We start from the raw sequence: 23716 nt of genomic DNA, 5'->3' as shown, positions 1-23716 counted from the left end.
CTAGGGGTGCTCACAATGATCCGTCCAATTCTTTCGCTGCTGACCTGCGTGGTGCTGCTGGCTGCCTGTGGCGGCCCGGCCATACAAACAAACGCCAATGGCGAGAGAATCTACAGTCTGTCGAACGGCAACCAGGGGCCTGTGCAGCTTCGGATGCTCGATTCGGTCAACGCCCTCCGCAGCGCGAACGGCCTGCGTCCGCTGCAGCTGGATTCGTCGCTGAACGCCGCTGCGCTTACACATTCGCGTGATATGTCGCGCCAAGGTCGGCCGTGGCACTTCGGCGCCGACGGCTCTTCCCCGGTCGAGCGCGTGGTCGACGCCGGCTATACCAAGCGGATGCTGGGCGAGAACATCTCGGAGACCTACGAGACCGAGACAGAGACGCTGGCCGCATGGATGCAAGATCCGCTGACCCGCGGCACCGTCATGGCCCCCGAGGGCGAGGACATGGGCTTTGCCTTCCAGCAGGATGCCAACGGCAAGATCTGGTACACGCTCGTCGTCGGTGGCGGGCCCGTTCTGTCGGTCCTGTCCCCGGCCCCGCGCGCCAACACGGCACCGCCTGCGCCAGCACCCACGGTGCCGGTGCCGACGACAGAGACACCCGGCGTCTAAGAAAAACGAAACCCGGCCGCATCCGCAGCCGGGTTTTTTCGTGCCGGATTTCGTCCCTGTTTCAGGGATAAATGTCGATCACCGTTCCATCGCCGACCATCGCGTAGATCTTTTCCATCTCGCGCTTCTTCACGGCGATACAACCCGCGGTCCAGTCAAGGTTCTTGCGCTGGTCGCGGTTCACCTCGCCATGAATGAAGATGTCACCGCCGGGACTGCGCCCGTTCTTGGCGGCAAAGGCGATGTCATCGGGGTTCGGATACGAGATCCCCAAAGACAGGTGGAACTTGCTGTTGGGGTTGCGGCGGTCGATGTAATACCGCCCCTCGGGCGTCTTGCCGTCGCCCTCGAACTGCTTGTGGCCGGCGGGCGCGAAGCCAAGGTCGATGTCATGCGTTGCCAGCACAGAGTCGTGGTGCAGCAGGTACATCTTCCGCTCGCCCTTGTAGACGACGATTCGCGTAACCTCCGGCCCGTTATAGGTCCGGAACTTTGAACAGGCGCCCAGCGCCAACAGGATGCAAAGCGCCAGAACGACGCGGGTGTTTCTCATGAGACTGCCTCTTGGTGTTTTTTGGTTAAGATACCAAGAATCGCACACACCGAGAATAGCGAAGTCTCAGCCCTCGCGGTCGTCCAATTTCTTTTCGATCGCCGCCAGCCGCGCCAAAACCTCGTCGCGGTAGGTCCCGGTGGCCGCTTGGTCTTCCTCGTGGTGGGCGTCCTGCATCGAGTTCACGATCAGACCGACGATCAGGTTCGCGACCGTGAAGGTGGTCACGATGATGAACGGCACGAAGAAGATCCACGCCTGCGGATAGATATCCATCACCGGGCGCACGATCCCCATCGACCAGCTTTCCAGCGTCATGATCTGGAACAGCGAATAGCCCGACCGCCCCAGCGTGCCGAACCATTCGGGAAAGGCGTCACCGAACAGCTTCGTCGACATCACCGCGCCGATGTAGAAGATCAGGCCCATCAGGAAGAACACCGAGGCCATGCCCGGAAGCGCGGTCAGAAAGCCTTCGATCACGCGACGCAGGCGCGGCACGCCGGACACCACGCGCAGAACCCGAAGGATCCGCAGCGCCCGCAGCACCGACAACGTCTGCGCGCCCGGCACCAAAGAGATCCCGACAATCACGAAATCGAACAGGTTCCAGCCATTGCGGAAGAAGCGCGGGCCATGGGCGAAGATCTTCAGCACCAACTCGACCACGAAGATCGCAAGGCAGGCCCGGTCCAGCGCCACGACCAGCCCGCCAACACGGGACATGACCGGATCATAGGTCTCTAGCCCAAGGATGATGGCGTTGAACACGATCACGCCGGTGATGAAGTTGCGCACGTCATCCCGCGCGAGCCAACCCGCAAGCCGTTGCCGAACCGTCATGTAATCCTCTTGCCCTGTCCCTGCGTGCCCTGCCCCGTGCGCGATATGCTATCTGGCGAAGCGCGCGGCAAGCTCGACATGGGTAGACCAGCGGAACTGGTCAACGACCCGCAGCCAGTCCAGACGGTAACCGCCCGCGATCAGAACCGCCGCATCGCGCGCGAAGGTGACCGGATTGCATGACACGGCACCGATCACCGGCACGGAACTGGCGGCAATCTCTTCGGTCTGCGCCTCGGCGCCCGCGCGGGGCGGGTCGATCACGATCGCGTCATAGGTGGCCAGCTCGCTGCGCAGCAGCGGCCGACGGTACAGGTCGCGGGTTTCCGTCGTGACGCGTTTCAGGCCGGAACTGTGCCGCCACGCGGTGTCCAGCGCCTTCAGCATCTCTGCCCCACTTTCGACGGCATGAACCTCGGCCCCTTTCGCAAGCGGCAGGGAAAAGGTGCCGCAGCCCGCGAACAGGTCGACGACCCGTTTTGCCCCGCCCACCGCGTCGCGCACGGCGGCCAGCAGCGCGGCCTCGCCGTGCCGGGTGGCCTGAAGAAAGGCGCCGGGGGGCGGAACAGTCTCTATTCCATCGAAACTTTGCGCGGGGGGACGCCGTTGCACGACGGTTTCGCTGTCCCAGCCAAGCCGGGCAAGATCGTGCTGCTCTGCGAAAGCGGCAAGCTCGATCCGGAACGGACCGTCCAGTTCGCGCCCGCCCGTCACGGACACGTCCGCCCCGGCGGCGGACCATGTCACGGTCATCGACAACTCGCCCCGACGCGATACGCCGGTCTTCGTCAGCTCTTCCAGCATCGGCAACTGCGCCGCGATCTCGGGCAGGACCAGTTGGCAGTCCGGCACCTCGACGACGGTATCGGACGCCCGCGCATGGAAGCCGACAAGCGCGCCCTTCTTGGTGCGCCGCCCGGACAGAACCGCGCGCCGCCGCGACTGCGCCGGAGAGGTCGCGACACCCAGCACCGGCGCCTCGATCCCATGCGCGGCAAGCGCCGAGGTCACAAGCCCGGCCTTCCACTGTTCGACGAACCCGTCGGCGGCATGTTGCAGCGCGCAGCCGCCGCAGGACCGGAAATGACGGCACGGCGCCTTCACCCGGTCGGCAGAGGGCGTGACGATACGCGGCGCGGCCATGCGGTCGCCCGTTACCTCGCCCTCGACGACTTCACCCGGCAGGGTCAGCGGGACGAACACCGCGGTTCCATCACTGCCCCGCGCGATGCCATCGCCACGGTGCCCCAGTCGTTCGATCGTCAGTGTCACTCGGCCGCCTCGGAGAATCCCATGAAGCCGCCAGATTGCCGCTTCCAGTACCGCGCGTACAGACCATCCCGCTCCAGCAATTCGCGGTGCGTGCCGATCTCGGCGATCTCGCCCGCATCCAGCACCACGATCCGGTCCATCTGGGCGATGGTGGACAGCCGGTGCGCAATAGCCAGCACGGTCTTGCCCTTCATCACCTCGTCCAGCGCCTCTTGAATCTCGGCCTCGACCTCGCTGTCCAGCGCGCTGGTCGCTTCGTCCAGCACAAGGATCGGCGCGTCCTTCAGGATGGCGCGGGCCAGCGCGATACGCTGCCGCTGCCCGCCCGACAGCTTCACCCCGCGCTCGCCAAGATGCGCGTCATAGCCGGTGCGTCCCTTGAAATCCGCGAGTTCGAGAATGAAATCATGCGCCCGCGCCCGTTTGGCGGCGGCGATCATCTGGTCCTCTGTCGCGTCGGGACGGCCGTACATGATGTTGTCTCGGGCCGAGCGGTTGAACATCGCGGTTTCTTGCGTGACCATCCCGATCTGTTGCCGCAGGCTTTCCTGCGTCACCTCGCGCACATCGGTGCCACCCACCCGAACCGCGCCACCTTCGGCGTCGTACAGCCGCATCAACAACGCGACCAGCGTCGATTTCCCGGCCCCCGACGCACCGACGATGGCCAACTTTTCGCCCTGATGGATGGTCAGGTCGATGTTTTGCACGCCACCGCTGCGCTGACCGTAAGCGAAGTTCACGTTATCGAACGAGATCACCGGCGGCCCTTCGATCGCGGCGGCGTCCGGCGCATCGGCCAGTTCGTGCGGCGGCGTGAGGGTGTTCATCCCATCCTCGATCTCGCCGACATGGGCGTACATCATCAGCATCGCGTTGCTGATCCACCCGGTCATTTGCGCCAGCCGGATCGACACCGCGCCCGTCGCGGTGATGTCGCCTGCCGTCGCCGCGCCGTTCGACCACAAGACCAGCGTCACCCCGACCAGCAGCACAGGCAGACAGCCCGACAACGTCATCAGCATCAGCCGGAAGCTGGCCGTGACGGTGCCAAAGCCGAAGGCGGCCAGCCGGAACCGCCGCATCTCTTCCAGCGCGGCGCGATCCTCGTGCGACTGGTGGGCGAACAGCTTCACCGTCTTTATGTTGGTGATCGTATCCACAACCTGACCGGACACCATCGCACGGGCAGCGGCGCGCGCCCGCGACCGTTCGCGAATGCGCGGCAGAAAATAGCGGATAAGCCCGGCATAGGCACACATCCAAACCGCCAGAAGCAGCGCCAGTTCCCAGCCGATGAACAGCATCAGCACGATGGACCCCACGACCGAGGCAAGGCCGAAAACGACCGCGCCCAGCATGTCGGTCACCACGTCGGTCACCGCACGCGCGGTCTGCATCTGCTTCTGCGCGATCCGCCCGGCAAAGTCGTTGTCGAAGAACGTCACCGACTGACCCAGCGTGTAGCGGTGCAGCCGCGACAGCACGAGGTTGTTGATGTTGGGCCCGATGGACAGGGACGCCAGCGCCGAGTTCGCGCCGAACACCAGCGGGCGCAGCACGACGAAGAAACAGGCCGCGCCGATCAGCATCCACAGGTTGGTGCCGAAGAAACCATCCGGCGATCCGCCGACGGCCGCGTCCACCACCGCGCCAAGGATGACAGCGGTCATGACCTCAAGCGTGCCCGAGGTGACAGACACAAGCGCGGCCAGCCCGATGGCTTTCCACGCGCCGTCCAGCAGCCAGCCCATGAACGCCATCAGCGTGCGTGGCGGCGCGCCGCGGGCGTCACGCTCGGCGTCGATCAGCCCCGCAAACCACCCAAGTATCGCCTGCCTGTTCATTCGGCCGCCTGTTCCGTTCCGATGAACCCGCCCGATTGCCGGTCCCAGAAGTTGGCATATAGGCCCTTCGCCGCCAAAAGCTCGGCATGGGTGCCGTCCTCGACGATGCGCCCGTCGTCCAGAACAAGGATGCGATCCAATTGGGCGATAGTGGACAGACGGTGGGCGATCGCGATCACGGTCTTGCCCTCCATCATCCCGTACAACGTCTGCTGAATCGCGGCTTCGACCTCGCTGTCCAGCGCCGATGTGGCTTCGTCCAGCACAAGGATCGGCGCGTCCTTCAGGATCACACGCGCAAGCGCGATACGCTGGCGCTGGCCACCCGACAGCTTCACGCCCCGTTCGCCGACGTGCACGTCATAGCCCTGCCGCCCATCCGGATCGACAAGGTCACCGATGAAACCGTCCGCCTCGGCGCGCTGCGCCGCCTCGATCATCTGGGCTTCGGTGGCATCGGGGCGGCCGTACAGGATGTTCTCGCGGATCGAGCGGTGCAGCAGCGAACTGTCCTGCTGAACCATGCCGATCTCTGTCCGAAGACTTTCCTGCGTCACGGCAGTCACGTCGTGGCCGTCGATGGTGATCTTGCCGTTCTCGGGGTCATAGAACCGCAACAGAAGCTTCACCAAGGTCGACTTTCCCGCGCCAGAACGCCCGATCAGGCCGATCTTCTCGCCCGGCTTCACGGTCAGTGACACCCGATCCAGCCCGCCCGCACCGCGACCATAGTGGTGCGACACGCCGTCGAACCGGATCTCTCCGGCATCGACCGTCAGCACCTTGGCGTCATCGGCATCGGTCAGGGTGATCGGCTGGGCAATCGTCTCCATACCTTCCGCGACCACGCCGAGCGACCGGAAGAACGTGGACAGCGCCCACATGATCCAGCCGGTCATCGCGTTCAGCCGCAGGGTCAGCGCCGTTGCCGCCGCCACGATCCCCACAGACGCGGACCCGTTCATCCAAAGCACGAAGGCCCAGCCGACGACCCCGACGATCAGCAGCCCGTTCAGGAACACCAGCGCGACGTCCATGATCGTGTACAGCCGCATCTCTGCGGCGAAGGTCGTCCGCGCCTCTTCGATGGCCTCTTTGGCGTAATCGAGTTCGCTGTCGTGATGCGCGAACAGCTTGACCGAATGGATGTTGCTGTAACTGTCCACGACGCGGCCCGTAACCTTGCTGCGCGCATCGGACGCGGCCTTGGACGCGGGGCCCACGCGTTTCATCGTCCACCGTACCAGCAGACCGTACAGCATGAACCAACCAAGCAGCGGGATCACCAGCCGCACGTCCGCCCCCCACAGCAGGACAGCGGCGCCGATAAGGTAGGCCAGTGCGAAGGTGATCGCGTCGAACACCTGAAATATCGCCTCTCCGGCAGACATCGGCGTTTGCATGATCCGGTTCGCGATGCGCCCGGCAAAGTCGTTCTCGAACCAGCCGACCGACTGGCGCATCACCTGACTGTGCGCGCGCCAGCGGACCAGCGTGCCAAAGTTCGGCAGGATCGCGTTGTTCAGCAGCAGCACGTCCAGCATCTGAATCGCGGGCCGGATCAGCAGGATGAACAGCGCGGCAAGGATGAATTCCAGACCATAGCTGTCCCAGACCTGCGTCGCGTCCCCTTCGGTCAGCAGGTCGACGATGCGCCCCATGTACGAGATCAGCCCGACCTCGACGGCGGCCACCACCAAAGACATCAGGCCAGCGGCCCAGAACACGCGGCGGAACGGCTGCGCGTAGGTCAGCAGGAACGGCAGCAACTTGCGCGGCGGCGTGTCGGTTTGCGGATAAGGACCATAGGGGTCCACGAGATTTTCGAAATAGCGGAACATGAAAACGGCCTTTGGGGGCATCGTCCGGGGACAGGCACGCAGCTATAGCCCCCGCCAGCCGCCTTGGGAACCTTCGGCGATTGCGAAGTTATCGTGACAACAGCGCCGCGCGGTCCAGCGTAAACCCCGAGTCGATCCAGTCCCGTTCCAGCGCCCGCAGGCGTTTGCCGATGGCGGGCCCATGACAATCGGCCGGCAGATCTTTGGCCGAGACCGGGAATTCGGCGCTGGCCCCGTCCTGCACACGCGCTGGCGTGTCGGTGGGCAAAGGCGTTTCGGTCAGGGCGGCGCGCAGCAGCAGGGCGTTCAGTGCCTCGTCCGCGCCCAGCCGATAGCCAAGCTCGCCCGGTCCCATCACCCCCGTCGCCGCATCGCGCAGCGCCTCTAGCCGCCGGGTGTCTTTTTTCGACAGACGCAACAGATCGCCCTGCCCTTCCCCGCCCAATACCGCCAGCCGACGCAACCCGTCGGGCGCAACGCCAAGGCGCTGCTCGAAATCGACCAAAAGCGGCAACCACCTGGCATCGGCACCGGGCAGCACACGCGTCAGGCATCCTGCCTGCTGCATCGCCGCGGTGGACGGCGCAGGGTCCGGCGCGGTCAGAAGCTTCAGCATCTCGGCCCCGACGCGTTCCTTTGAAAGCGTCTCTAATCCCGCGTTCAGGGACGCACAGGCGGCATATCCGTCCGCGTCAAGACCCCCCTGTGGGTCGCCGTACCACGCGTGGAATCGAAAGAACCGCAGGATGCGCAGGTAGTCCTCGCGGATGCGGGCTTCGGGGTCTTCAATGAACCGGACGCGGCGGGCCAGAAGGTCGGGCAGCCCGTTCAGCGGATCGACGACAGTACCGTCCGGTTGGGCATACAGCGCGTTCATCGTCAGGTCCCGCCGCAGGGCGTCTTCTTCGATCCGATCGGTGAAGGCGACGACCGCGCGGCGACCGTCAGTTTCAACATCGCGCCGGAAGGTGGTGACTTCGTGGGGCAGACCCTTGGACACCACGGTGATCGTCCCGTGCTCGATGCCGGTCGGAACGGCCTTCAGCCCCGCTTCGGTCGCCAGACGGATCACGTCCTCGGGCACCGCGTCGGTCGAGATATCCATGTCGCCAACGGGTTCGTCCAACAGCGCATTCCGCACGCAGCCGCCGACGAACAGCGCCTGATGGCCCGCGTCGGTCAGGGCGCGGCAGACGGCCTGCGTGCGCGGATCGGTGATCCAGTCGCCGGACACCCGCATCACGCCAGCCGTTCGGCCAGCACGCGCAGCATCCGCGCGGTGGCGCCCCAGATGTAATACGGCCCGTAGGGCACCACGAAGAACGACCGCGACCGGCCCTGCCAGCGCCGCGACTGGATCTGGTATCGCGTGGGATCACTCACGTGGGCGAACGGAACGCGGAACACTTCCTCGACCTCGCCCGGTTCTGGAACCTCGGTGAACTCGGCACGAACGCGGGCCAGCACTGGCGTCACGTTGAAACTCGTCACCGTTTCATGCGCGGGAAGCGTGCCCAGAACCTCGACGTTGGCGGGGTCCAGCCCGATTTCCTCGTGCGCCTCGCGCAGGGCGGCACCGACCGGGCCATCGTCACCGGGATCGACCTTGCCGCCCGGAAACGCGATCTGCCCCGGATGATGCTTCAACGCCGAGGACCGCTTGGTCAGGATCAGTTCGGGTCCGCGCGGGGTGTCGATGACCGGAACCAGAACGCCCGCAGGACGCAGCTTGATGCCCTGCGGACGGAATTCCGGATTCAGGTCGAAGTCCGACGATTCGCCCGCCGCGCCGTCGCCCTGGTCACAGGCGGCCGCGCGCAGGCGGGCAAAGACGTCAGGTGTCGTCACCCGGCGCCTCCTCGGCCTCGAAGCCCAGCGTCTTCGGGTCGAACTCGTAATGCGCGCCGCAGAACTGGCAGTCGGCGGTCACGATCCCGTCGTCGGTGGTCATGTGACCGATGTCCTTGGCCGAATAGATCGACAGGCTTTGACGCACACGGTCGGCGGAACAGGTACAGCCGAACTTCACCGGCTGCGGATCGAACACGCGGGGGCGTTCCTCGTGGAACAGCCGCACCAGAAGATCCGGCGTGTCGACCTGCGGGCCGATCAGCTCGAACTCCTCGACGGTGTCCAGCAGCAGGTTGGCACGGTTCCAGTTCTCTTCCTCGTCGCCATCCATGATGTCGTTGGCGTTCAGAAGACCGTCTTCGCCAGACCCGCCGCCCGTGGCATAGGGGGATGCTTCGGGCATAACCTGAAGCATCACACCGCCGGCGCGCCAGCGGATCCCTTGCCGGGGCTCTTGCGATTCACCGAAGCCCAGCGAGAACCGGGTGGGCAGCTGTTCGGACTGCGCAAAATACGTCTCTGCACACGAACTTAGAGACCCGCCTGCGATCGGCGTGATGCCCTGATACGGCACCATCCCGGACCCTTGGTCGATCAGGATGGCAAAGTAGCCCTTGCCGATCTGGGGAAAGCCGTCACCCGTAGGGTCAAGGCGATCCTCGTCATAGCTGGCATAGGCACGAATGCGGGCAGGCTCGCCTTCTTTCGAGGGGCCGTAATAGTCGGTTGCGATCAGGCGGGCGGGACCGTCGCCGCGCACCTGAAGCGACAGCTTCCAGCGCAGTTTGATGGTCTGGCCGATCAGGGCGGTCAGCAGCGCCATCTCGGCCACCAGCGCCTCGATGGCGGGCGGATAGTCGTGTTGCGCCAGAACCTCGTCCAGCACCCCGTCAAGCCGAGCGACCCGGCCGCGGATGTCCGAGCGGTCGAGTTGGAAGGGCAGGATGGTATCATCCCAGGCGATTTGCGATCCAATGGTCATGGGGTTTCCTTGCGGCTCGCTTTGGCATACCGCGTCCATATAGGTACAGCAACAGAACACAAAAGGCAGGGCAGCTATGATCCGGAGATATGGCGAGCCGGTAAAAGGCGGTGTCCGGTACAGAAAACGCCCCGGCGTCTATGCTTTGCTGCCGCTGAACGGCGCGGTGCTGCTGACCCATCAGGCCGAGCCGATCCCGGAATTCCAACTGCCCGGCGGTGGCATCGACCCCGGAGAGTCCCCGATCACCGCGCTGCACCGCGAGGTGTTCGAGGAAACCGGCTGGCGCATCGCGTCGCCGCTGCACATCGGGACCTATCGGCGGTTCACCTACATGCCGGAATACGACCTGTGGGCCGAGAAGATCTGCCATATCTTCACCGCCCGCCCCGTCCGCCGGTACGGCCCGCCGTCCGAGCCGGGGCACACCGCGATCTGGGCCGACGCCGAGGCCGCGATCGAGCTGTTGACCAACGACGGCGACCGGGCTTTCGCGGAACGGCTGCTTTAGGGCTCGCCGAAGTCCATCAGAACACCGGACAGGTCGTCGGGAAACTCGGTTCCGCCCGAGTGGGCCGAAAGATCTTCCAGCAGGCGCGACAGAAAACTTTCGCCGCGCGCGAACCGGTGGCGGTTCAGGATGCCGACCAATCCCTGTTCTTCCAGCATGTCGCCGCCGGCCGAGGGGCATTCGGTGATGCCGTCCGACCCGAAGAACAGCCTGTCGCCGGGATAAAGCTGAATCTCGACATCGGTGAAACTTGCGCCGGGCAGCAATCCGACCGGCAGGCCGCCGGTTCCCACAATCTCGAAGCTGCCGTTGGCGCGATGGACCAGCGGATGCGGATGCCCGGCCTGTGTCAGCACCACCCGCCCCGTCGCCGGTTCAACCCGGGCCAGCAACAGTGTCAGATACTGTTCCGTCCCCATCTGGTTCAGCACGGTTTCATTCAGGCGGCGCGCGGTTTCGGACGGGGCCCGCATGACCGGCTGCTTCTGCGCGTCGGTGGTGATCGCGATGTTGCGCCCCGGCACGCTGCCCGAGAACTGCGATGCAAGCTGGGCGGTCATCAGGGCCGAGGCGATGCCATGCCCCGACACGTCCAGCGCATAAACGCCGATCTCATGCTCGTTCACCTCGAACAGGCCGACAAGATCGCCGCCGATCCGCCCAGCCGGACGCAACAGTAGCGACACGTCAAGGCCGGGAAAGCTGCGGTGCCGTTCGCGGACTAGGGATTGCTGCAACTTCTGCGCCTCGACAAGGTCGCGGTCGATCACCGCGTGCAGCTGCCGCATTTCCTGCAACGTCGCGGTCAGCGCCCCCTCCATCGCAAGAATGCGCTGCCCGGCCCGCACCCGCGCGCGAAGCTCTGTCGCGTTCACCGGCTTGGTCAGGAAATCATCGGCGCCGGCGTCCAGCCCGGCGGCAACCTCGTGCTTTTCGTCCTTCGACGTCAGAAGGATGAAATATCCGTACCGGTCGCCGCGAAGCGCGCGGAAGGCGCTGCACAGTTCCAGCCCATCCATCCCCGGCATGACCCAGTCGCTGACGATCAGGTCGGGCTGTTCGAACTGGCAGACGGCAAGCGCGACTTCGCCGGAAGAGGCTTCCAGCACGCGGTGGCCCATCTTGCGCAGATACGTCTTCAGCAACAGCCGCTGCGCGCGGCTGTCGTCGACGATCAGCACGGTCTGCGGCGCGTTGGCGTCCGCACCACCGCCAGGGATCAGGCTTTGAACATTCAAACCGGCGCGGCCTTCGGGGTTGTCTCGGACGAACCCTTAACCTCCGTGTGCTTAACACGATGATAAACTTAGAGTTTTAGTTAATTGCCGCGTCTCTTTACCGGCTGATTATCGGTTTTACGCTAGGCTGCGCGCGACGCATCGGCACGAACGCCGGGATGGGTACGGGCGATGATCGACTGGACACGCGTGGAAGAATTGAAATCGGAAATCGGCGCCGACGCCTTCATAGAGGTGGCGGACCTGTTCCTTGAGGAAACCGACGAGGTTGTCGTTACCCTCGACACCCCGGCCCCCGACAGCGTGGTGCGTGAAAGGCTTCACTTTCTGAAAGGCAGCGCGCTGAACCTTGGCTTTCAGGAAATGGCCGATCTGTGCAGCCGGGGCGAACGGCTTGCGGCGGCGGGCCAGTCCGCCGACGTCGATACCGCGCAGATCGTCTCTGTCTATGCGGAATCGAAGTCGCTGTTCTTGGCCCACCGCCCCGGATAGGCGGCGTCAGGACACCACTTCGTGCATCGCCAGACGGGACCGCACGTCGGGCGGGATCTCGGCCGAAGACCGGGTCGTCGGGTCGAAGAACACCTCGACCAGATCATAGGTCGCGTGCAGGTCGCCGGTGTCCGCGTGGAACATGCGCAGGTGGAACGTCACGCTTTTGCCGCCGATCCGCGACACCGCGCCATCGATGCGGATCAGATCGCCCGCGACCAGTTCCTTGATGAACTTCGTGGTCGCCGTGCCGGACACCGTATGCACCCCGTGTTCGGCCTGCATCCTGGAATAGGGCAGACCCAGCATCGTCCACATATGATACACGGCATCGTCGAAGAACGGCGCGTAGTGCCGGACATTCATGTGCCCGAAGTGATCGTGGTGCCAAGGGTGAACCACCCCGCGAAACAGTTCCAGCCGGTCGGCCACGGCAATCTCCTTTTATCTGCGGGCCAAGCCAACCACCCCCGTCGCGCCATCGCAACCCCACACACCTTGCCGCCCGCTCACGCGCGCGTTAAACGGCGCAGACACCAGAAAACGGAGCACTTGATGTCCGACGCGCCCAAGAAAGTCGTGCTCGCCTACTCCGGCGGCCTCGACACCTCGATCATCCTGAAATGGCTGCAGACCGAATACGGCTGCGAGGTGGTGACATTCACCGCCGATCTCGGCCAAGGGGAAGAGCTTGAGCCGGCGCGACAAAAGGCCGAGATGCTGGGCATCAAGCCCGAGAACATCCACATCGAAGACGTGCGCGAGGAATTCGTGCGGGATTTCGTGTTCCCGATGTTCCGGGCCAACGCGCTGTACGAAGGGCTGTACCTGCTGGGCACCTCGATCGCGCGGCCGCTGATTTCCAAGCACCTCGTCGACATCGCCGAGAAGACCGGCGCCGACGCCGTGGCGCATGGCGCGACGGGCAAGGGCAACGACCAGGTCCGGTTCGAACTGTGCGCCTATGCGCTGAACCCCGACATCAAGGTCATCGCGCCGTGGCGCGAATGGGACCTGTCGTCGCGGACCAAGCTGCTGGAATTCGCCGAACAGAACCAGATTCCGATCGCCAAGGACAAGCGCGGCGAAGCGCCGTTCTCGGTCGATGCGAACCTCCTGCACACCTCGTCCGAGGGTCGCGTGCTGGAAGATCCGGCGGTCGATGCGCCCGACTACGTCTATCAGCGCACCGTGAACCCCGAGGATGCCCCGAACGAGCCCGAGTTCATCGAGGTCGGTTTCGAAAAGGGCGACGCCGTGTCGATCAACGGCGAGGCGATGTCGCCCGCCACGATCCTGACCAAGCTGAATGAGCTGGGCGGCAAGCACGGCATCGGCCGTCTTGACCTTGTCGAGGGCCGGTTCGTCGGCATGAAGTCCCGTGGCATCTACGAAACGCCCGGTGGCACCATCCTTCTGGAAGCGCACCGTGGCATCGAGCAGATCACGCTCGACCGCGGCGCGGCGCACCTGAAGGACGAGCTGATGCCGAAATACGCCGAGCTGATCTACAACGGCTTCTGGTTCTCGCCCGAGCGCGAGATGCTGCAGGCGCTGATCGACAAGTCGCAAGAGCATGTCACCGGCACCGTCCGGCTGAAGCTGTACAAGGGTCTTGCCCGGACCGTTGGCCGCTGGTCGGAACACTCGCTGTATTCCGAGGCGCACGTCACCTTCGAAGACGACGCCGGCGCCTACGACCAGAAGGACGCGGCGGGCTTCATCAAGCTGAACGCGCTGCGTCTGAAGCTTCTCGCCATGCGGGACCGCCGCCTGAAATAGGACGCGCGTCATGACCCTGGCTCAGTACGACATCGGTCTTCTGAACGGGGTCGACCGGGCCGTTAAGGGGGCAGTCAACGTCGCCTGCCCCTTTTACCGCCGCTATCCCTATCGCGGCGGTCTTTGGATCAGCGAAGTCGATATGCGCGTGGCGATCGACCCTGCGCGCCGCTTCCTGTACAACCGACTGCCAAAGAACGCGAATTCCACGGTCACCTCGGTCCTGCGGAACGCGGTGGGCGGGTCCGCGTCGCAGAAGGCAGCGAAACACGCGTTTACGCGGCCGTCGCGGCTAAGCCGGGCGCAGGTCGACGCGCTGGACAGCTATTTCAAGTTCGTCATCGTCCGCGATCCTTACACGCGCACGCTGTCCGCTTATCTCGACAAGATCGTAAACCGCCGCCGTCAGGCGAAACGACCGCTGCGGCTGGTCGGCAAACGGTACGGCACCGACACGCCCAGCTTCGAACAGTTCTGCGAGTATCTTGCCTGGACCGGGCTGTACGACGACAACCACTGGGCGCCTCAGGTTGACGGGCTGGTTCTTCCGTTCGCGCAATTCGACCACGTCGGGCGGTTCGAACAGCTGGGGACCGAGCTGAATTTCGTCTCTGAACGGCTGTTTGGCGTCGCCTACAACGATCCGCGACAGTACGGCCCGGCAAGCACGCGCGCCGCCGAACTGGTGGATCGCCACTATACGGCGAAGGCCCGGTCTATCGTGGCAAAGCTGTATCGGAAGGATTTCGAGACCTTCGGTTACGACACCGAATCCCGCACATAAAAAGGCCCGGCCGCCCAAAGGCGACCGGGCCAATCACTGGAATAAGCCGGCTTATTCCGCGGTCACGACCTTCATGACTAGGTCGCCGTCGACGCGGACGGGGCCGTCTTCGCTGGCGCCCAGCGAGTATTCGAAGATGCCCGTCTGCATGCCGCCGTCTTCGCCGTGCAGCATCAGCATCAGCATGTCACCCGAGGCGACCTCTTCGGTCAGGATCGCGGTGACGTCGGTGTTTTCGCCCATTTTCAGCGGGGCATGACCGACGACCGGGCCCGGCTTCATTTCGCTGTCGGTGCGGTGCACCACCAGCCAGCCGTTGGCCGGAGCCATGATCGACGATGCGGTCACGGTGCCGCCGGAAACATCCTGATCCATGCCGTCGACCATCGGGGTCATGTCGGACTGGGCGAAGGCGGTGCCGGCGACAAAGGTCAGGGCAAGCGTGGATGCGATGAAACGTTTCATAGGTAAAATCTCCCTTGTTACACACAGAACGGGGCCATCCCCGTTGCATGCAGTCACGAAGAGATTTGCGGGCAGTTTCAGGTGATAACGTATTCGTGAGCCACGGCACGCATCGGTTCGTAATAGGTCATCGCCTCTTCCACGATCCCGGCGTACTTCGCCGGCAGGGCGGGCAGCGGTCCTTCAGCGCCCGCGAACCCTGTTGAATCGTGCACCGCGCCGTACCACACCGGCGCCCAGACACCGTCTTCGGGACGTCCGCCCTTTGACCACGACAGCATGGCAGGATCGAAATCCAGCCCCAGCGCGGCACAAAGTTTGCGCAGCGCGGCCTCGGGATCTTCGCGAATGTCGTGGCTATCGATCACGATCGGCGTCTGCCCGAAGGACTTCGCCAATTCGTACAGCTCGAACTGCTGGCGAAATCCGATCTCGTCCAGTGTCAGGTCTTCCAGCTTGGCGCTGAAACTGGCAACCACCCGCGCGGGATGACGGATCAGAAACACGTTGGTCACATCGCGCAGCCAATCCCGGTCGATGCCGGGCAGCATGTGCTGGGTCATGTGCTTCTGATAGAAATGCGCCTTGCTGTCCGGCACCGGCCCACGCAGGCGCGCGATGACCTTGTCGGGGTCCGGTTCGCCCGCCGCGATCACCTGATCCCCCATCGGGTGGGTGATGCCGGTGCGGGTCAGATAGGCGGAATAATACGGCTCATCCCACGCGAAACAGTCACTACGCTGGGCAAAAGAGTACATCATGGCAGTCGACAGGTTCCGGGGGCCGGACCACATGGCGATGTGCATCACGCGGCCTCCCGCGCGACCAGATCCTTGTACAACCCTCGCAGCCGTTCGGTGACCGGACCCATCTGCCCGCTGCCGATCACGCGACCATCGACCTCTCCGACCGGGGTCTGCGCGCCGAAAGTCCCGGTCAGGAACGCCTCGTCCGCGCCATAGGTGTCGACCAGCGAATAGTTTCGCTCGAACACCGGAATGTCGTTGGCATAGCACAGGTCGATCACCTTCTGCCGGGTGATCCCGTTCATGCAGTAATCGCCGGTCGAGGTCCAAACAGCCCCCTTCCGCACGATGAAGAAGTTGCAGGCTTTCGTGGTATTCACGAAGCCATTCACGTCCAGCATCAGTCCTTCGTCGGCGCCGGCTTTCTCGGCGGCGATGCAGGCAAGGATACAGTTCAGCTTGGAATGCGAATTCAGCTTGGGATCCTGGCTCATCGGCAGGCCGCGGATATGCGGCACGGTGGCAAGCCTGATGGGGCGCGGGATCGACGGCTTTGAATGTTCCATGATGATCGTCACCGTCGGCCCGCTGCGCGACAGCGACGGATGCTGGAACGGGCGCACCTTGGTGCCCCGCGTCACCATCAGCCGCGCGTGGGCGTCGGTGGTCATACCGTTGGCATTTTGCGTCTCTAACAAGGCGTTCCGGACAGCGTCGCGATCCATCCCGATATCAAGATCGATGGCCTTCGCCGCCTCGAACAGCCGGTCCAGGTGGTCGTCCATGAAGGCCCAATGGCCATCGTACAACCGCAGCCCTTCCCACACGCCGTCGCCCAGCATGAAACCGCTGTCATAAACGCTGACGACCGCCTCGGCCTTCGGGACACAGCGCCCGTTCAGCCAGATCAGGATCTTCTCGTTCCGGGCGTCTTCTTCGGCCTGGTGGGTCGTTACATGGTCGGTCATCGCGGTCTCCTTCCGGCGCAGGCTAGGCCCGCGCCGGGGGAAGTCCAAGACCTAGCCGACCTCTGCCGCAGCGAAGATCGCCATGTTCAGAATGTCGTTCACCGTCGACTGCGTCTGGCAGATCTGGATCGGCCGCCCGACCCCGGCAAGGATCGGCCCGATCACGGTCGCGCCCGCCATTTCCTGCATCAGCTTGACCGAGATCGAGGCCGAGTGCCGCGCCGGAACGACAAGGATGTTCGCCGGACCGGTCAGACGCTGGAACGGATAATTCGCCTGCGCGCGCGGGTTCAGCGCCACGTCGACGGTCATCTCTCCCTCGTATTCGAAATCGACGCCACGACGGTCCAGAACCTCGGCGGCAACGTGCATCTTCTCGGCGCGCTCGGACACGGGATACCCGAAGGTCGAGAAACTGACGAACGCGACGCGCGGTTCCAGCCCCAGCCCACGCGCCACGGCGGCGGCACGTTCGGCGATGGTCGCAAGATCCTCTTCGTCGGGCCATTCATGAACCAGCGTATCGGCGATAAACACGATCCGCCCGCGATGCAGCAACGCCGTGACACCGACCGCGTCGTCCTTCTCGGACACGTCGAAGACGTGGTTGATCAGCTGCAGCACGTGCGCCGACTTCCGCGTCGCGCCGGTGATCATTCCGTCGGCATGGCCATGCGCCACCATCAGCGATGCAAAGACGTGCCGGTCCCGTGCCGCAAGACGGTGGATGTCCTGCTGGTCCATCCCGGCGCGTTGCAGGCGTTTGTACAGAAAGTCCTTGTAGGTCTCGAGATGCTGGGTGTTCGCCGCGTTCACCACGCGGATTTCGCGCACGGCGTCGGCCAGCCCCTCGGCCTCTAGCTTTTCCTTAACATCCTGTTCGCGCCCGACCACCAGCGCACGGCCGAACCCGTTCCGCTGATAGGACACGGCGGCGCGCAGCACGCGGGGATCGTCACCCTCGGCGAACACCATCGTCGCCTGCGCCGCCCGCGCGCGGGTGTTGATCCCGTTCAGGATCGAGGCCGTCGGGTCCATCCGTTCCAGCAGCGTCTGCCGGTAGGCTTCAAGATCCGTGATTTCTTTCCGGGCCACGCCGGTCTTCATCCCGGCCTCTGCCACGGCGGGCGGAACGACATGGATCAGGCGCGGGTCGAACGGCGTCGGGATAATGTAGTCACGCCCGAAGTTCAGCCGCCGCCCGTAGGCCAGCGCCACCTCGTCCGGCACTTCCATCCGCGCAAGTTCGGCCAGCGCCTCGGCACAGGCGATCTTCATCTCGTCGTTGATCGCGCGGGCGTGGATATCCAGCGCGCCACGGAACAGGTACGGGAAGCCCAGAACGTTGTTCACCTGGTTCGGGTAATCGGACCGCCCGGTCGCCACGATCGCGTCGGGCCGCACCTCGTGCGCCTCTTCGGGGGTGATCTCGGGGTCGGGGTTGGCCATCGCGAAGATCACGGGCTTGTCGGCCATGCCCTGCACCATCTCTTGCGTGACGGCACCCTTGGCCGACACGCCAAGGAACACGTCCGCGCCCTGCATCGCCTCTTCCAGCGTGCGCAGTTCGGTCTTGATCGCGTGGGCCGACTTCCACTGGTTCATCCCCTCGGTCCGGCCTTGGTAGATGACGCCCTTGGTGTCGCAGATGATGCAATTTTCATGCTGCGCGCCCATGCTTTTCAGCAGCTCTAGACAGGCGATCCCCGCCGCCCCCGCGCCGTTCAGCACGATCTTCACGTCTTCGATTTTCTTGCCGCTAAGGTGCAGCGCGTTGATCAGACCGGCGGCACAGATCACGGCGGTGCCGTGCTGGTCGTCGTGGAACACGGGGATATCGCATTCCTCTTTCAGGCGCTGTTCGATGATGAAGCACTCGGGCGCCTTGATGTCCTCAAGGTTGATGCCCCCGAAGGTCGGCGCCATCAGCTTGACCGCGTTGCAGAAGGCATCGACGTCCTCGGTGTCCAGCTCGATGTCGATCGAGTTGACGTCGGCGAACCGCTTGAACAGCACCGCCTTGCCTTCCATCACCGGTTTGGACGCCAGCGCACCAAGGTTGCCCAACCCCAGAACGGCCGTCCCGTTCGAGATCACGGCAACCATGTTGCCCTTGTTGGTATAGTCATAGGCGGTGCCCGGATCCTCGGCGATCACTTCGCAGGGAACGGCGACGCCCGGCGAATAGGCCAGAGACAGGTCGCGCTGCGTCGCCATCGGAACCGTGGCGTGGATCGCCAGCTTGCCCGGTGTGGGTTCAAGGTGAAAAGTCAGCGCATCCTGCCGGGTGTGCTTCTGCATCGCCATCGGGCGGATCCTCCATCTGCGGGCTTCCGTGTTAGCGTCCAACACCGCAGCACTCAACAGAAGATCGAATTGCGGCGACCGGGGGCTGTTTGTAAGGTCCGCGAAACCACGACCCGGGGGACAGACGTGACCGCAGCACCAGCCGCGATGACGCCGATGATGGCGCAGTATCTCGACATCAAGGCGCAATATCCGGATGCGCTTTTGTTCTACCGCATGGGCGACTTCTACGAGATGTTCTTCGATGACGCGGCCAACGCGGCCGCGGCGCTGGACATCGCGCTGACCAAGCGCGGCAAACACAACGGCGACGACATCCCGATGTGCGGCGTGCCGGTCCATGCCGCCGAAGGCTATCTGCTGACGCTGATCCGCAAAGGCTTCCGCGTGGCCGTCTGCGAACAGCTGGAAGACCCCGCCGAAGCCAAGAAACGCGGCTCTAAATCGGTGGTAAAGCGGGATGTGGTGCGGCTTGTCACCCCCGGCACCCTGACCGAAGAGTCGCTGCTGGAAGCGCGCCGCCACAACTTTCTTGCCGCTTTCGCCGAGGTCCGGGACGAAGGCGCGCTGGCATGGGTCGATATCTCGACCGGCGCTTTCCGCGTGATGCCCTGCACCCGGTCGCGCCTGTCGCCGGAACTGGCCCGGATCGCCCCGCGCGAGGTTGTGCTGTCCGAAGCGACCGAGGTCGAGCTGGAAGGCCTTGTCACCGATCTTGGCGCCGTCACCACACCGCTGTCGCGCGCCAGCTTCGACAGCACCGGTGGAGAGAAACGCCTGACCGCGCTGTTTCAGGTCGGCTCGCTGGATGCCTACGGCAGCTTCACCCGGGCCGAGACGGCGGCGATGGGCGCCATCGTCGATTATCTCGACATCACGCAGAAGGGGAACCTGCCCCTGCTGCGCCCGCCCGTGCGCGAGGCCGCCAGCCAATCGGTGCAGATCGACGCCGCGACGCGCCGCAACCTTGAACTGACGCATTCGCTGTCGGGCGGCCGCGATGGGTCTTTGCTACATGCCATCGACCGCACCGTGACCTCGGGCGGCGCGCGCCTGCTGGAACGCCGCCTGTCCAGCCCGTCGCGCGTGCTTGATACCATTGCCGCCCGTCACCGGGCCGTCGCCGCGTTGGCCGACGACAGCCGCCTGTCCGACGCGCTGCGCGACGATCTGCGCAAGGTCCCCGACGTCGACCGCGCCCTGTCCCGCCTTGCGCTCGACCGCGCCGGCCCGCGCGACCTTGCGTCGATCCGCAACGCGCTGACCCAAGCCATCGCCGTCGCGGGGAAACTGTCCGGGCGTGATCTGCCCGACCTGCTGACCGGCGCCGCGGGGGACCTTGTGGGCCACGACGACCTGCTCGACCTGCTGGATCAGGCGCTGGTGGCTGAACCACCGCTTCTGGTCCGCGATGGTGGCTTCATCGCGGAAGGCCACGACCCGGAACTCGACGAAGCCCGCACCCTGCGCGACGAGGGGCGCGGGGTCATCGCCGCAATGCAGGCCGATTACGCGAAAGACACCGGCATCTCCTCGCTGAAGGTCAAGCACAACAATGTGCTGGGCTACTTCATCGAATGCACGGCCACCCACGCCGAAAAGATGCTGAACCCGCCGCTGTCAGAACGCTTCATCCACCGCCAGACCACCGCCAACGCGGTACGCTTCACGACGGTGGACCTCAGCGAGATGGAAACGAAGATCCTGAACGCGTCCTCCCGCGCCGCAGAGATTGAAAAACGTCTCTATGAAGGGCTTCGGTCTCGAATTCTTGACGAGTCTGCCCGCCTTGGTACCCTTGCCCGCGCCGTGGCAGAGATCGACTTGGCCGCCGCCCTTGCCGACCTTGCCCGGGCCGAGGATTGGTGCCGCCCCACGGTGGACGACAGCCGCGCCTTCGCCATCGACGGCGGCCGCCACCCGGTCGTGGAACGCGCCCTGCGCGCACAAGGCGGCGCCCCGTTCATCGCGAACGACTGCGACCTGTCGGGCGGCGACGACCAAAGCGCCGTCTGGCTGCTGACTGGCCCTAACATGGCCGGTAAGTCGACCTTCCTGCGGCAGAACGCCCTGATTGCCCTGCTGGCGCAAATGGGCAGCTTCGTGCCCGCGCGCTCCGCCCACATCGGCCTTGTGTCGCAACTGTTCAGCCGCGTCGGCGCGTCGGACGACCTTGCGCGGGGGCGGTCGACCTTCATGGTCGAAATGGTGGAAACTGCCGCGATCCTGAACCAGGCCGACGACCGCGCGCTGGTCATCCTGGACGAGATCGGCCGCGGCACGGCAACCTACGACGGCTTGTCCATAGCCTGGGCGACGCTGGAACACCTGCACGACGTGAACCGCTGCCGGGCCCTGTTCGCAACCCACTACCATGAACTCACGCAACTGGCCGACCGCCTGTCCGGGGTCGAGAACGCCACGGTCGCGGTCAAGGAATGGGACGGCGACGTGATTTTCCTGCACGAAGTCCGCCGTGGTGCCGCCGACCGCAGCTATGGCGTTCAGGTCGCCCGTCTCGCGGGTCTTCCCGCCAGCGTCGTCGACCGCGCGCGCGACGTGCTGTCCCAACTCGAGGAAGGCGCCCGGCAAGGCAAGTCGGGCTCAAAGATGCTGCTCGACGACTTGCCGCTGTTCTCCGCCGCACCGCCGCCTGCCGCCCCAAAACCGACAGGCCCGTCGCCGCTTGAAGAAAAGCTCGCCGGAATCCTTCCCGACGAGCTGTCGCCCCGCGAGGCGCTGGACATTCTCTACGACCTCAAATCCCTGGCGAAATCCTAAGTCCTTCTTCGGACTACAAATATCCCGGGGGGAGGCCGCAGGCCGGGGGGCAGAGCCCCCCTAGGACGCCAGTTAGGATGCCAGTTAAGACGCCGGAGTCGACGACACGCCGACCTGCGCCGGGCGCAGCAGGCGATCGTGGATCATGAACCCGACCTGGCTGACCTGAATGATCTCGCCCTGCTTGGTGCCCGGAACCGGGGCCTCAAACATCGCCTGATGCTGCTGCGGGTCGAACTTGTCGCCCACCTGCGGCTCGACGATCTCGATGCCGTGCTTCTTGAACACGTTCAGCAGCTCGCGCATCGTCAGTTCGATGCCTTCGATCAGGGCCTTCTTGCCTTCGCGCACTTCCTCGTCCGCCGCATCCAGCGCGCGGGACAGGTTGTCGTACACGGGCAGCATGTCGCGGGCCAGCTTCGACCCGCCATAGTTCTCGGCCTCGCGCCGGTCACGGTCTGCGCGCTTGCGCATGTTCTCGGCATCGGCCAGCGCCCGCATGAAACGGTCGCGCATGTCGTCGCGCTCGGCCCGCAGCTGCTCGATCTCGTCGGCAGCCGCCAGTTCGGCTTCGGTCGGGTCTTCCGCCGCCAGCTCGTCCAGCGTGCTCAGGTCGACATCGGGCATCTCGTCGCGGTTCTGCTCTGCCATCTCAATCCTCTCAGCCTTGGTCGGAAATCAGTCGTCCGACCAGTTGCGCCGTGTAGTCCACGATCGGCACAATACGTCCATAGTTCAGTCGCGTCGGGCCGATCACACCAACGGCGCCGATGATCTTTCGGTCAGCGTTCATATAAGGAGAGACAACCAAAGAGGAACCCGAAAGTGAGAAAAGCTTGTTCTCCGAACCGATAAAAATGCGCACACCCTCGCCTTCATCGGTCAGTTCCAGAAACTCGGCGATGTCGCGCTTGCGCTCCAGGTCGTCGAACAGGTTCCGGATCCTTTCCAGCCCTTCGGCCTCTTGTTCCAGCCCCAGCAGATTCGCCCGGCCCCGGACGATCAGCCGTTCATAGCGGTCGCCCTCGTTCTCCCAGATGGCGGCGCCGTTCTCTACGAAATCGCGGGCAAGATCGTTCAGTTCCTGCCGCCGCTTTTTCACCTCGGCCTCGAAGCTTTCGCGCAATTCCGACACCGTCCGCCCCTCGGCGATGGCGTTCAGAAAATTCGCGGCCTCGCGCAAGGACGACGGCGTCTGCCCCATCGGCGGATGAAACACCCGGTTCTCGACATGCCCGTCGGCAAAGACCAGAACCACCAACGCCCGGTCCGGCGACAACGACACGAACTCGACATGCTTGATCGCCGCTTCGTGCTTTGGCGCCAGCACAAGGCTTGCACCAGCCGTCAGCCCCGACAGCGCCGATCCGACCCGGTCCAGCATCGACCCGACATCGCGCGAATTCGCGCCCAGCGTGGCGTCGATCTTCTCGCGGTCGGTGGCATCCAGTTCGGACACCTCCAGCAGACCGTCGACGAACATCCGCAGTCCGCGCTGCGTCGGGATGCGTCCGGCGGACACATGCGGGCTGTCCAGCAGCCCCATGTATTCCAGATCCTGCATCACGTTCCGGATCGTCGCGGCGGATACTTTCTCGGACAGCGTACGCGTCAACGTCCGCGACCCGACGGGTTCGCCGCTTTCCAGATAGCCTTCGACAACGCGCCGGAAAACTTCCCGGCTGCGCGCGTTCAGCTCTGTCAGGATTTTCGATGTGTCCGTCATCTCGGTCATCTGCGAAAGCCCTCGGTATTAAAAGGCATTGGCCACCAGCGTCAATCATGCTTGCGTCCCGCCTTGGGCCGCAGGTAAGCATCCCGCAACCGGATAGGAA

General features: G+C 64.5%; 22 protein-coding genes. 6 read left to right on the top strand and 16 right to left on the bottom strand.

Going from position 1 to position 23716, the window contains the following annotated elements; translation table 11 throughout:
- The first annotated feature begins 15 nt into the window (after nucleotides 1-15).
- Nucleotides 16-618, top strand: a complete 603-nt coding sequence (dalA, locus tag P1K30_RS07615) for a divisome-associated lipoprotein DalA (RefSeq protein ID WP_275632095.1) — start codon at nucleotides 16-18, stop codon at nucleotides 616-618.
- Nucleotides 619-679: 61 nt separating this feature from the next.
- Here dalA and P1K30_RS07610 read toward each other — a convergent pair whose 3' ends face one another.
- The 8 genes from P1K30_RS07610 to hslO all read right to left on the bottom strand — a co-directional run bounded on the left by P1K30_RS07610 (nucleotide 680) and on the right by hslO (nucleotide 9807).
- Nucleotides 680-1171 (bottom strand): L,D-transpeptidase family protein, encoded by a 492-nt coding sequence (locus tag P1K30_RS07610; protein ID WP_275632094.1) that lies wholly within the window; start codon nucleotides 1169-1171, stop codon nucleotides 680-682.
- A 66-nt stretch (nucleotides 1172-1237) separates the two neighbouring features.
- The gene (locus tag P1K30_RS07605; protein ID WP_275632093.1) at nucleotides 1238-2014 is read right to left on the bottom strand and encodes an ion transporter; all 777 of its coding nucleotides are present in this window, start codon (nucleotides 2012-2014) and stop codon (nucleotides 1238-1240) included.
- Between the two features lie 48 nt (nucleotides 2015-2062).
- Nucleotides 2063-3286 carry a class I SAM-dependent RNA methyltransferase gene (locus P1K30_RS07600; protein WP_275632092.1) on the bottom strand — a complete coding sequence of 408 codons (1224 nt, stop codon included), beginning with the start codon at nucleotides 3284-3286 and terminating at the stop codon, nucleotides 2063-2065.
- Nucleotides 3283-5133: an ABC transporter ATP-binding protein gene (locus tag P1K30_RS07595; protein ID WP_275632091.1), complete on the bottom strand. Its 1851-nt coding sequence runs from the start codon at nucleotides 5131-5133 to the stop codon at nucleotides 3283-3285. Before P1K30_RS07595 ends, P1K30_RS07600 begins: the two co-directional genes overlap by 4 nt.
- Nucleotides 5130-6974 carry an ABC transporter ATP-binding protein gene (locus P1K30_RS07590; protein ID WP_275632090.1) on the bottom strand — a complete coding sequence of 615 codons (1845 nt, stop codon included), beginning with the start codon at nucleotides 6972-6974 and terminating at the stop codon, nucleotides 5130-5132. Before P1K30_RS07590 ends, P1K30_RS07595 begins: the two co-directional genes overlap by 4 nt.
- A gap of 88 nt (nucleotides 6975-7062) precedes the next feature.
- Nucleotides 7063-8214 (bottom strand): CCA tRNA nucleotidyltransferase, encoded by a 1152-nt coding sequence (locus P1K30_RS07585; protein WP_275632288.1) that lies wholly within the window; start codon nucleotides 8212-8214, stop codon nucleotides 7063-7065.
- Nucleotides 8214-8822 (bottom strand): CoA pyrophosphatase, encoded by a 609-nt coding sequence (locus tag P1K30_RS07580; protein ID WP_379560055.1) that lies wholly within the window; start codon nucleotides 8820-8822, stop codon nucleotides 8214-8216. The genes P1K30_RS07585 and P1K30_RS07580 overlap by 1 nt, the downstream gene beginning before the upstream one ends.
- Entirely contained in the window at nucleotides 8809-9807 is a 999-nt protein-coding gene (gene hslO / locus P1K30_RS07575; protein WP_275632089.1) for an Hsp33 family molecular chaperone HslO, read from the bottom strand. Before hslO ends, P1K30_RS07580 begins: the two co-directional genes overlap by 14 nt.
- A 76-nt stretch (nucleotides 9808-9883) precedes the next feature.
- On the opposite strand from hslO, the gene P1K30_RS07570 reads away from it, so the two are divergent.
- Nucleotides 9884-10318: an NUDIX hydrolase gene (locus P1K30_RS07570; RefSeq protein WP_275632088.1), complete on the top strand. Its 435-nt coding sequence runs from the start codon at nucleotides 9884-9886 to the stop codon at nucleotides 10316-10318.
- Here the strand turns inward: P1K30_RS07570 and P1K30_RS07565 are convergent.
- Nucleotides 10315-11556, bottom strand: coding sequence for a PP2C family protein-serine/threonine phosphatase (locus P1K30_RS07565; protein WP_275632087.1), 1242 nt, complete (start codon nucleotides 11554-11556; stop codon nucleotides 10315-10317). The two genes, P1K30_RS07570 and P1K30_RS07565, sit on opposite strands and share 4 nt — an antisense overlap.
- Nucleotides 11557-11727: 171 nt before the next feature.
- On the opposite strand from P1K30_RS07565, the gene P1K30_RS07560 reads away from it, so the two are divergent.
- On the top strand, nucleotides 11728-12048 hold the full coding sequence (locus tag P1K30_RS07560) for an Hpt domain-containing protein (protein ID WP_275632086.1): 321 nt from the start codon (nucleotides 11728-11730) through the stop codon (nucleotides 12046-12048).
- A 6-nt stretch (nucleotides 12049-12054) separates the two neighbouring features.
- On the opposite strand, the gene P1K30_RS07555 is transcribed toward P1K30_RS07560, so the two are convergent.
- A complete protein-coding gene (locus P1K30_RS07555; RefSeq protein ID WP_275632085.1) occupies nucleotides 12055-12480 on the bottom strand; it encodes an acyl-CoA thioesterase in 426 nt (141 codons plus the stop codon).
- A gap of 123 nt (nucleotides 12481-12603) precedes the next feature.
- Between P1K30_RS07555 and P1K30_RS07550 the strand changes: the two genes are divergently transcribed.
- On the top strand, nucleotides 12604-13830 hold the full coding sequence (locus tag P1K30_RS07550) for an argininosuccinate synthase (protein WP_275632084.1): 1227 nt from the start codon (nucleotides 12604-12606) through the stop codon (nucleotides 13828-13830).
- 10 nt (nucleotides 13831-13840) lie between these two features.
- Nucleotides 13841-14614 carry a sulfotransferase family protein gene (locus tag P1K30_RS07545; protein WP_275632083.1) on the top strand — a complete coding sequence of 258 codons (774 nt, stop codon included), beginning with the start codon at nucleotides 13841-13843 and terminating at the stop codon, nucleotides 14612-14614.
- 51 nt (nucleotides 14615-14665) lie between these two features.
- On the opposite strand, the gene P1K30_RS07540 is transcribed toward P1K30_RS07545, so the two are convergent.
- The 4 genes from P1K30_RS07540 to P1K30_RS07525 form a co-directional block, all read right to left on the bottom strand.
- Nucleotides 14666-15079 carry a DUF7282 domain-containing protein gene (locus tag P1K30_RS07540; RefSeq protein WP_275632082.1) on the bottom strand — a complete coding sequence of 138 codons (414 nt, stop codon included), beginning with the start codon at nucleotides 15077-15079 and terminating at the stop codon, nucleotides 14666-14668.
- Nucleotides 15080-15156: 77 nt separating this feature from the next.
- Complete coding sequence (locus tag P1K30_RS07535) at nucleotides 15157-15885, bottom strand: sulfotransferase-like domain-containing protein (RefSeq protein ID WP_275632081.1); 729 nt, start codon at nucleotides 15883-15885, stop codon at nucleotides 15157-15159.
- Nucleotides 15885-16793, bottom strand: coding sequence for a D-amino acid aminotransferase (locus P1K30_RS07530; RefSeq protein ID WP_275632080.1), 909 nt, complete (start codon nucleotides 16791-16793; stop codon nucleotides 15885-15887). Before P1K30_RS07530 ends, P1K30_RS07535 begins: the two co-directional genes overlap by 1 nt.
- A 51-nt stretch (nucleotides 16794-16844) precedes the next feature.
- Entirely contained in the window at nucleotides 16845-19100 is a 2256-nt protein-coding gene (locus P1K30_RS07525) for an NADP-dependent malic enzyme (protein ID WP_275632079.1), read from the bottom strand.
- A 156-nt stretch (nucleotides 19101-19256) separates the two neighbouring features.
- Between P1K30_RS07525 and mutS the strand changes: the two genes are divergently transcribed.
- Nucleotides 19257-21881 (top strand): DNA mismatch repair protein MutS, encoded by a 2625-nt coding sequence (gene mutS, locus P1K30_RS07520; RefSeq protein ID WP_275632286.1) that lies wholly within the window; start codon nucleotides 19257-19259, stop codon nucleotides 21879-21881.
- An 84-nt stretch (nucleotides 21882-21965) separates the two neighbouring features.
- Here mutS and P1K30_RS07515 read toward each other — a convergent pair whose 3' ends face one another.
- Both P1K30_RS07515 and hrcA read right to left on the bottom strand, forming a co-directional pair.
- Nucleotides 21966-22532, bottom strand: a complete 567-nt coding sequence (locus P1K30_RS07515) for a nucleotide exchange factor GrpE (RefSeq protein ID WP_275632078.1) — start codon at nucleotides 22530-22532, stop codon at nucleotides 21966-21968.
- Between the two features lie 10 nt (nucleotides 22533-22542).
- Nucleotides 22543-23607, bottom strand: a complete 1065-nt coding sequence (gene hrcA / locus P1K30_RS07510; protein ID WP_275632285.1) for a heat-inducible transcriptional repressor HrcA — start codon at nucleotides 23605-23607, stop codon at nucleotides 22543-22545.
- Nucleotides 23608-23716: the final 109 nt, after the last annotated feature.

Origin of the sequence: Psychromarinibacter halotolerans (assembly GCF_029168315.1) — a bacterium.
Classification (GTDB): domain Bacteria; phylum Pseudomonadota; class Alphaproteobacteria; order Rhodobacterales; family Rhodobacteraceae; genus Psychromarinibacter; species Psychromarinibacter halotolerans.
This window is presented reverse-complemented; position numbering and strand designations above follow the sequence as displayed.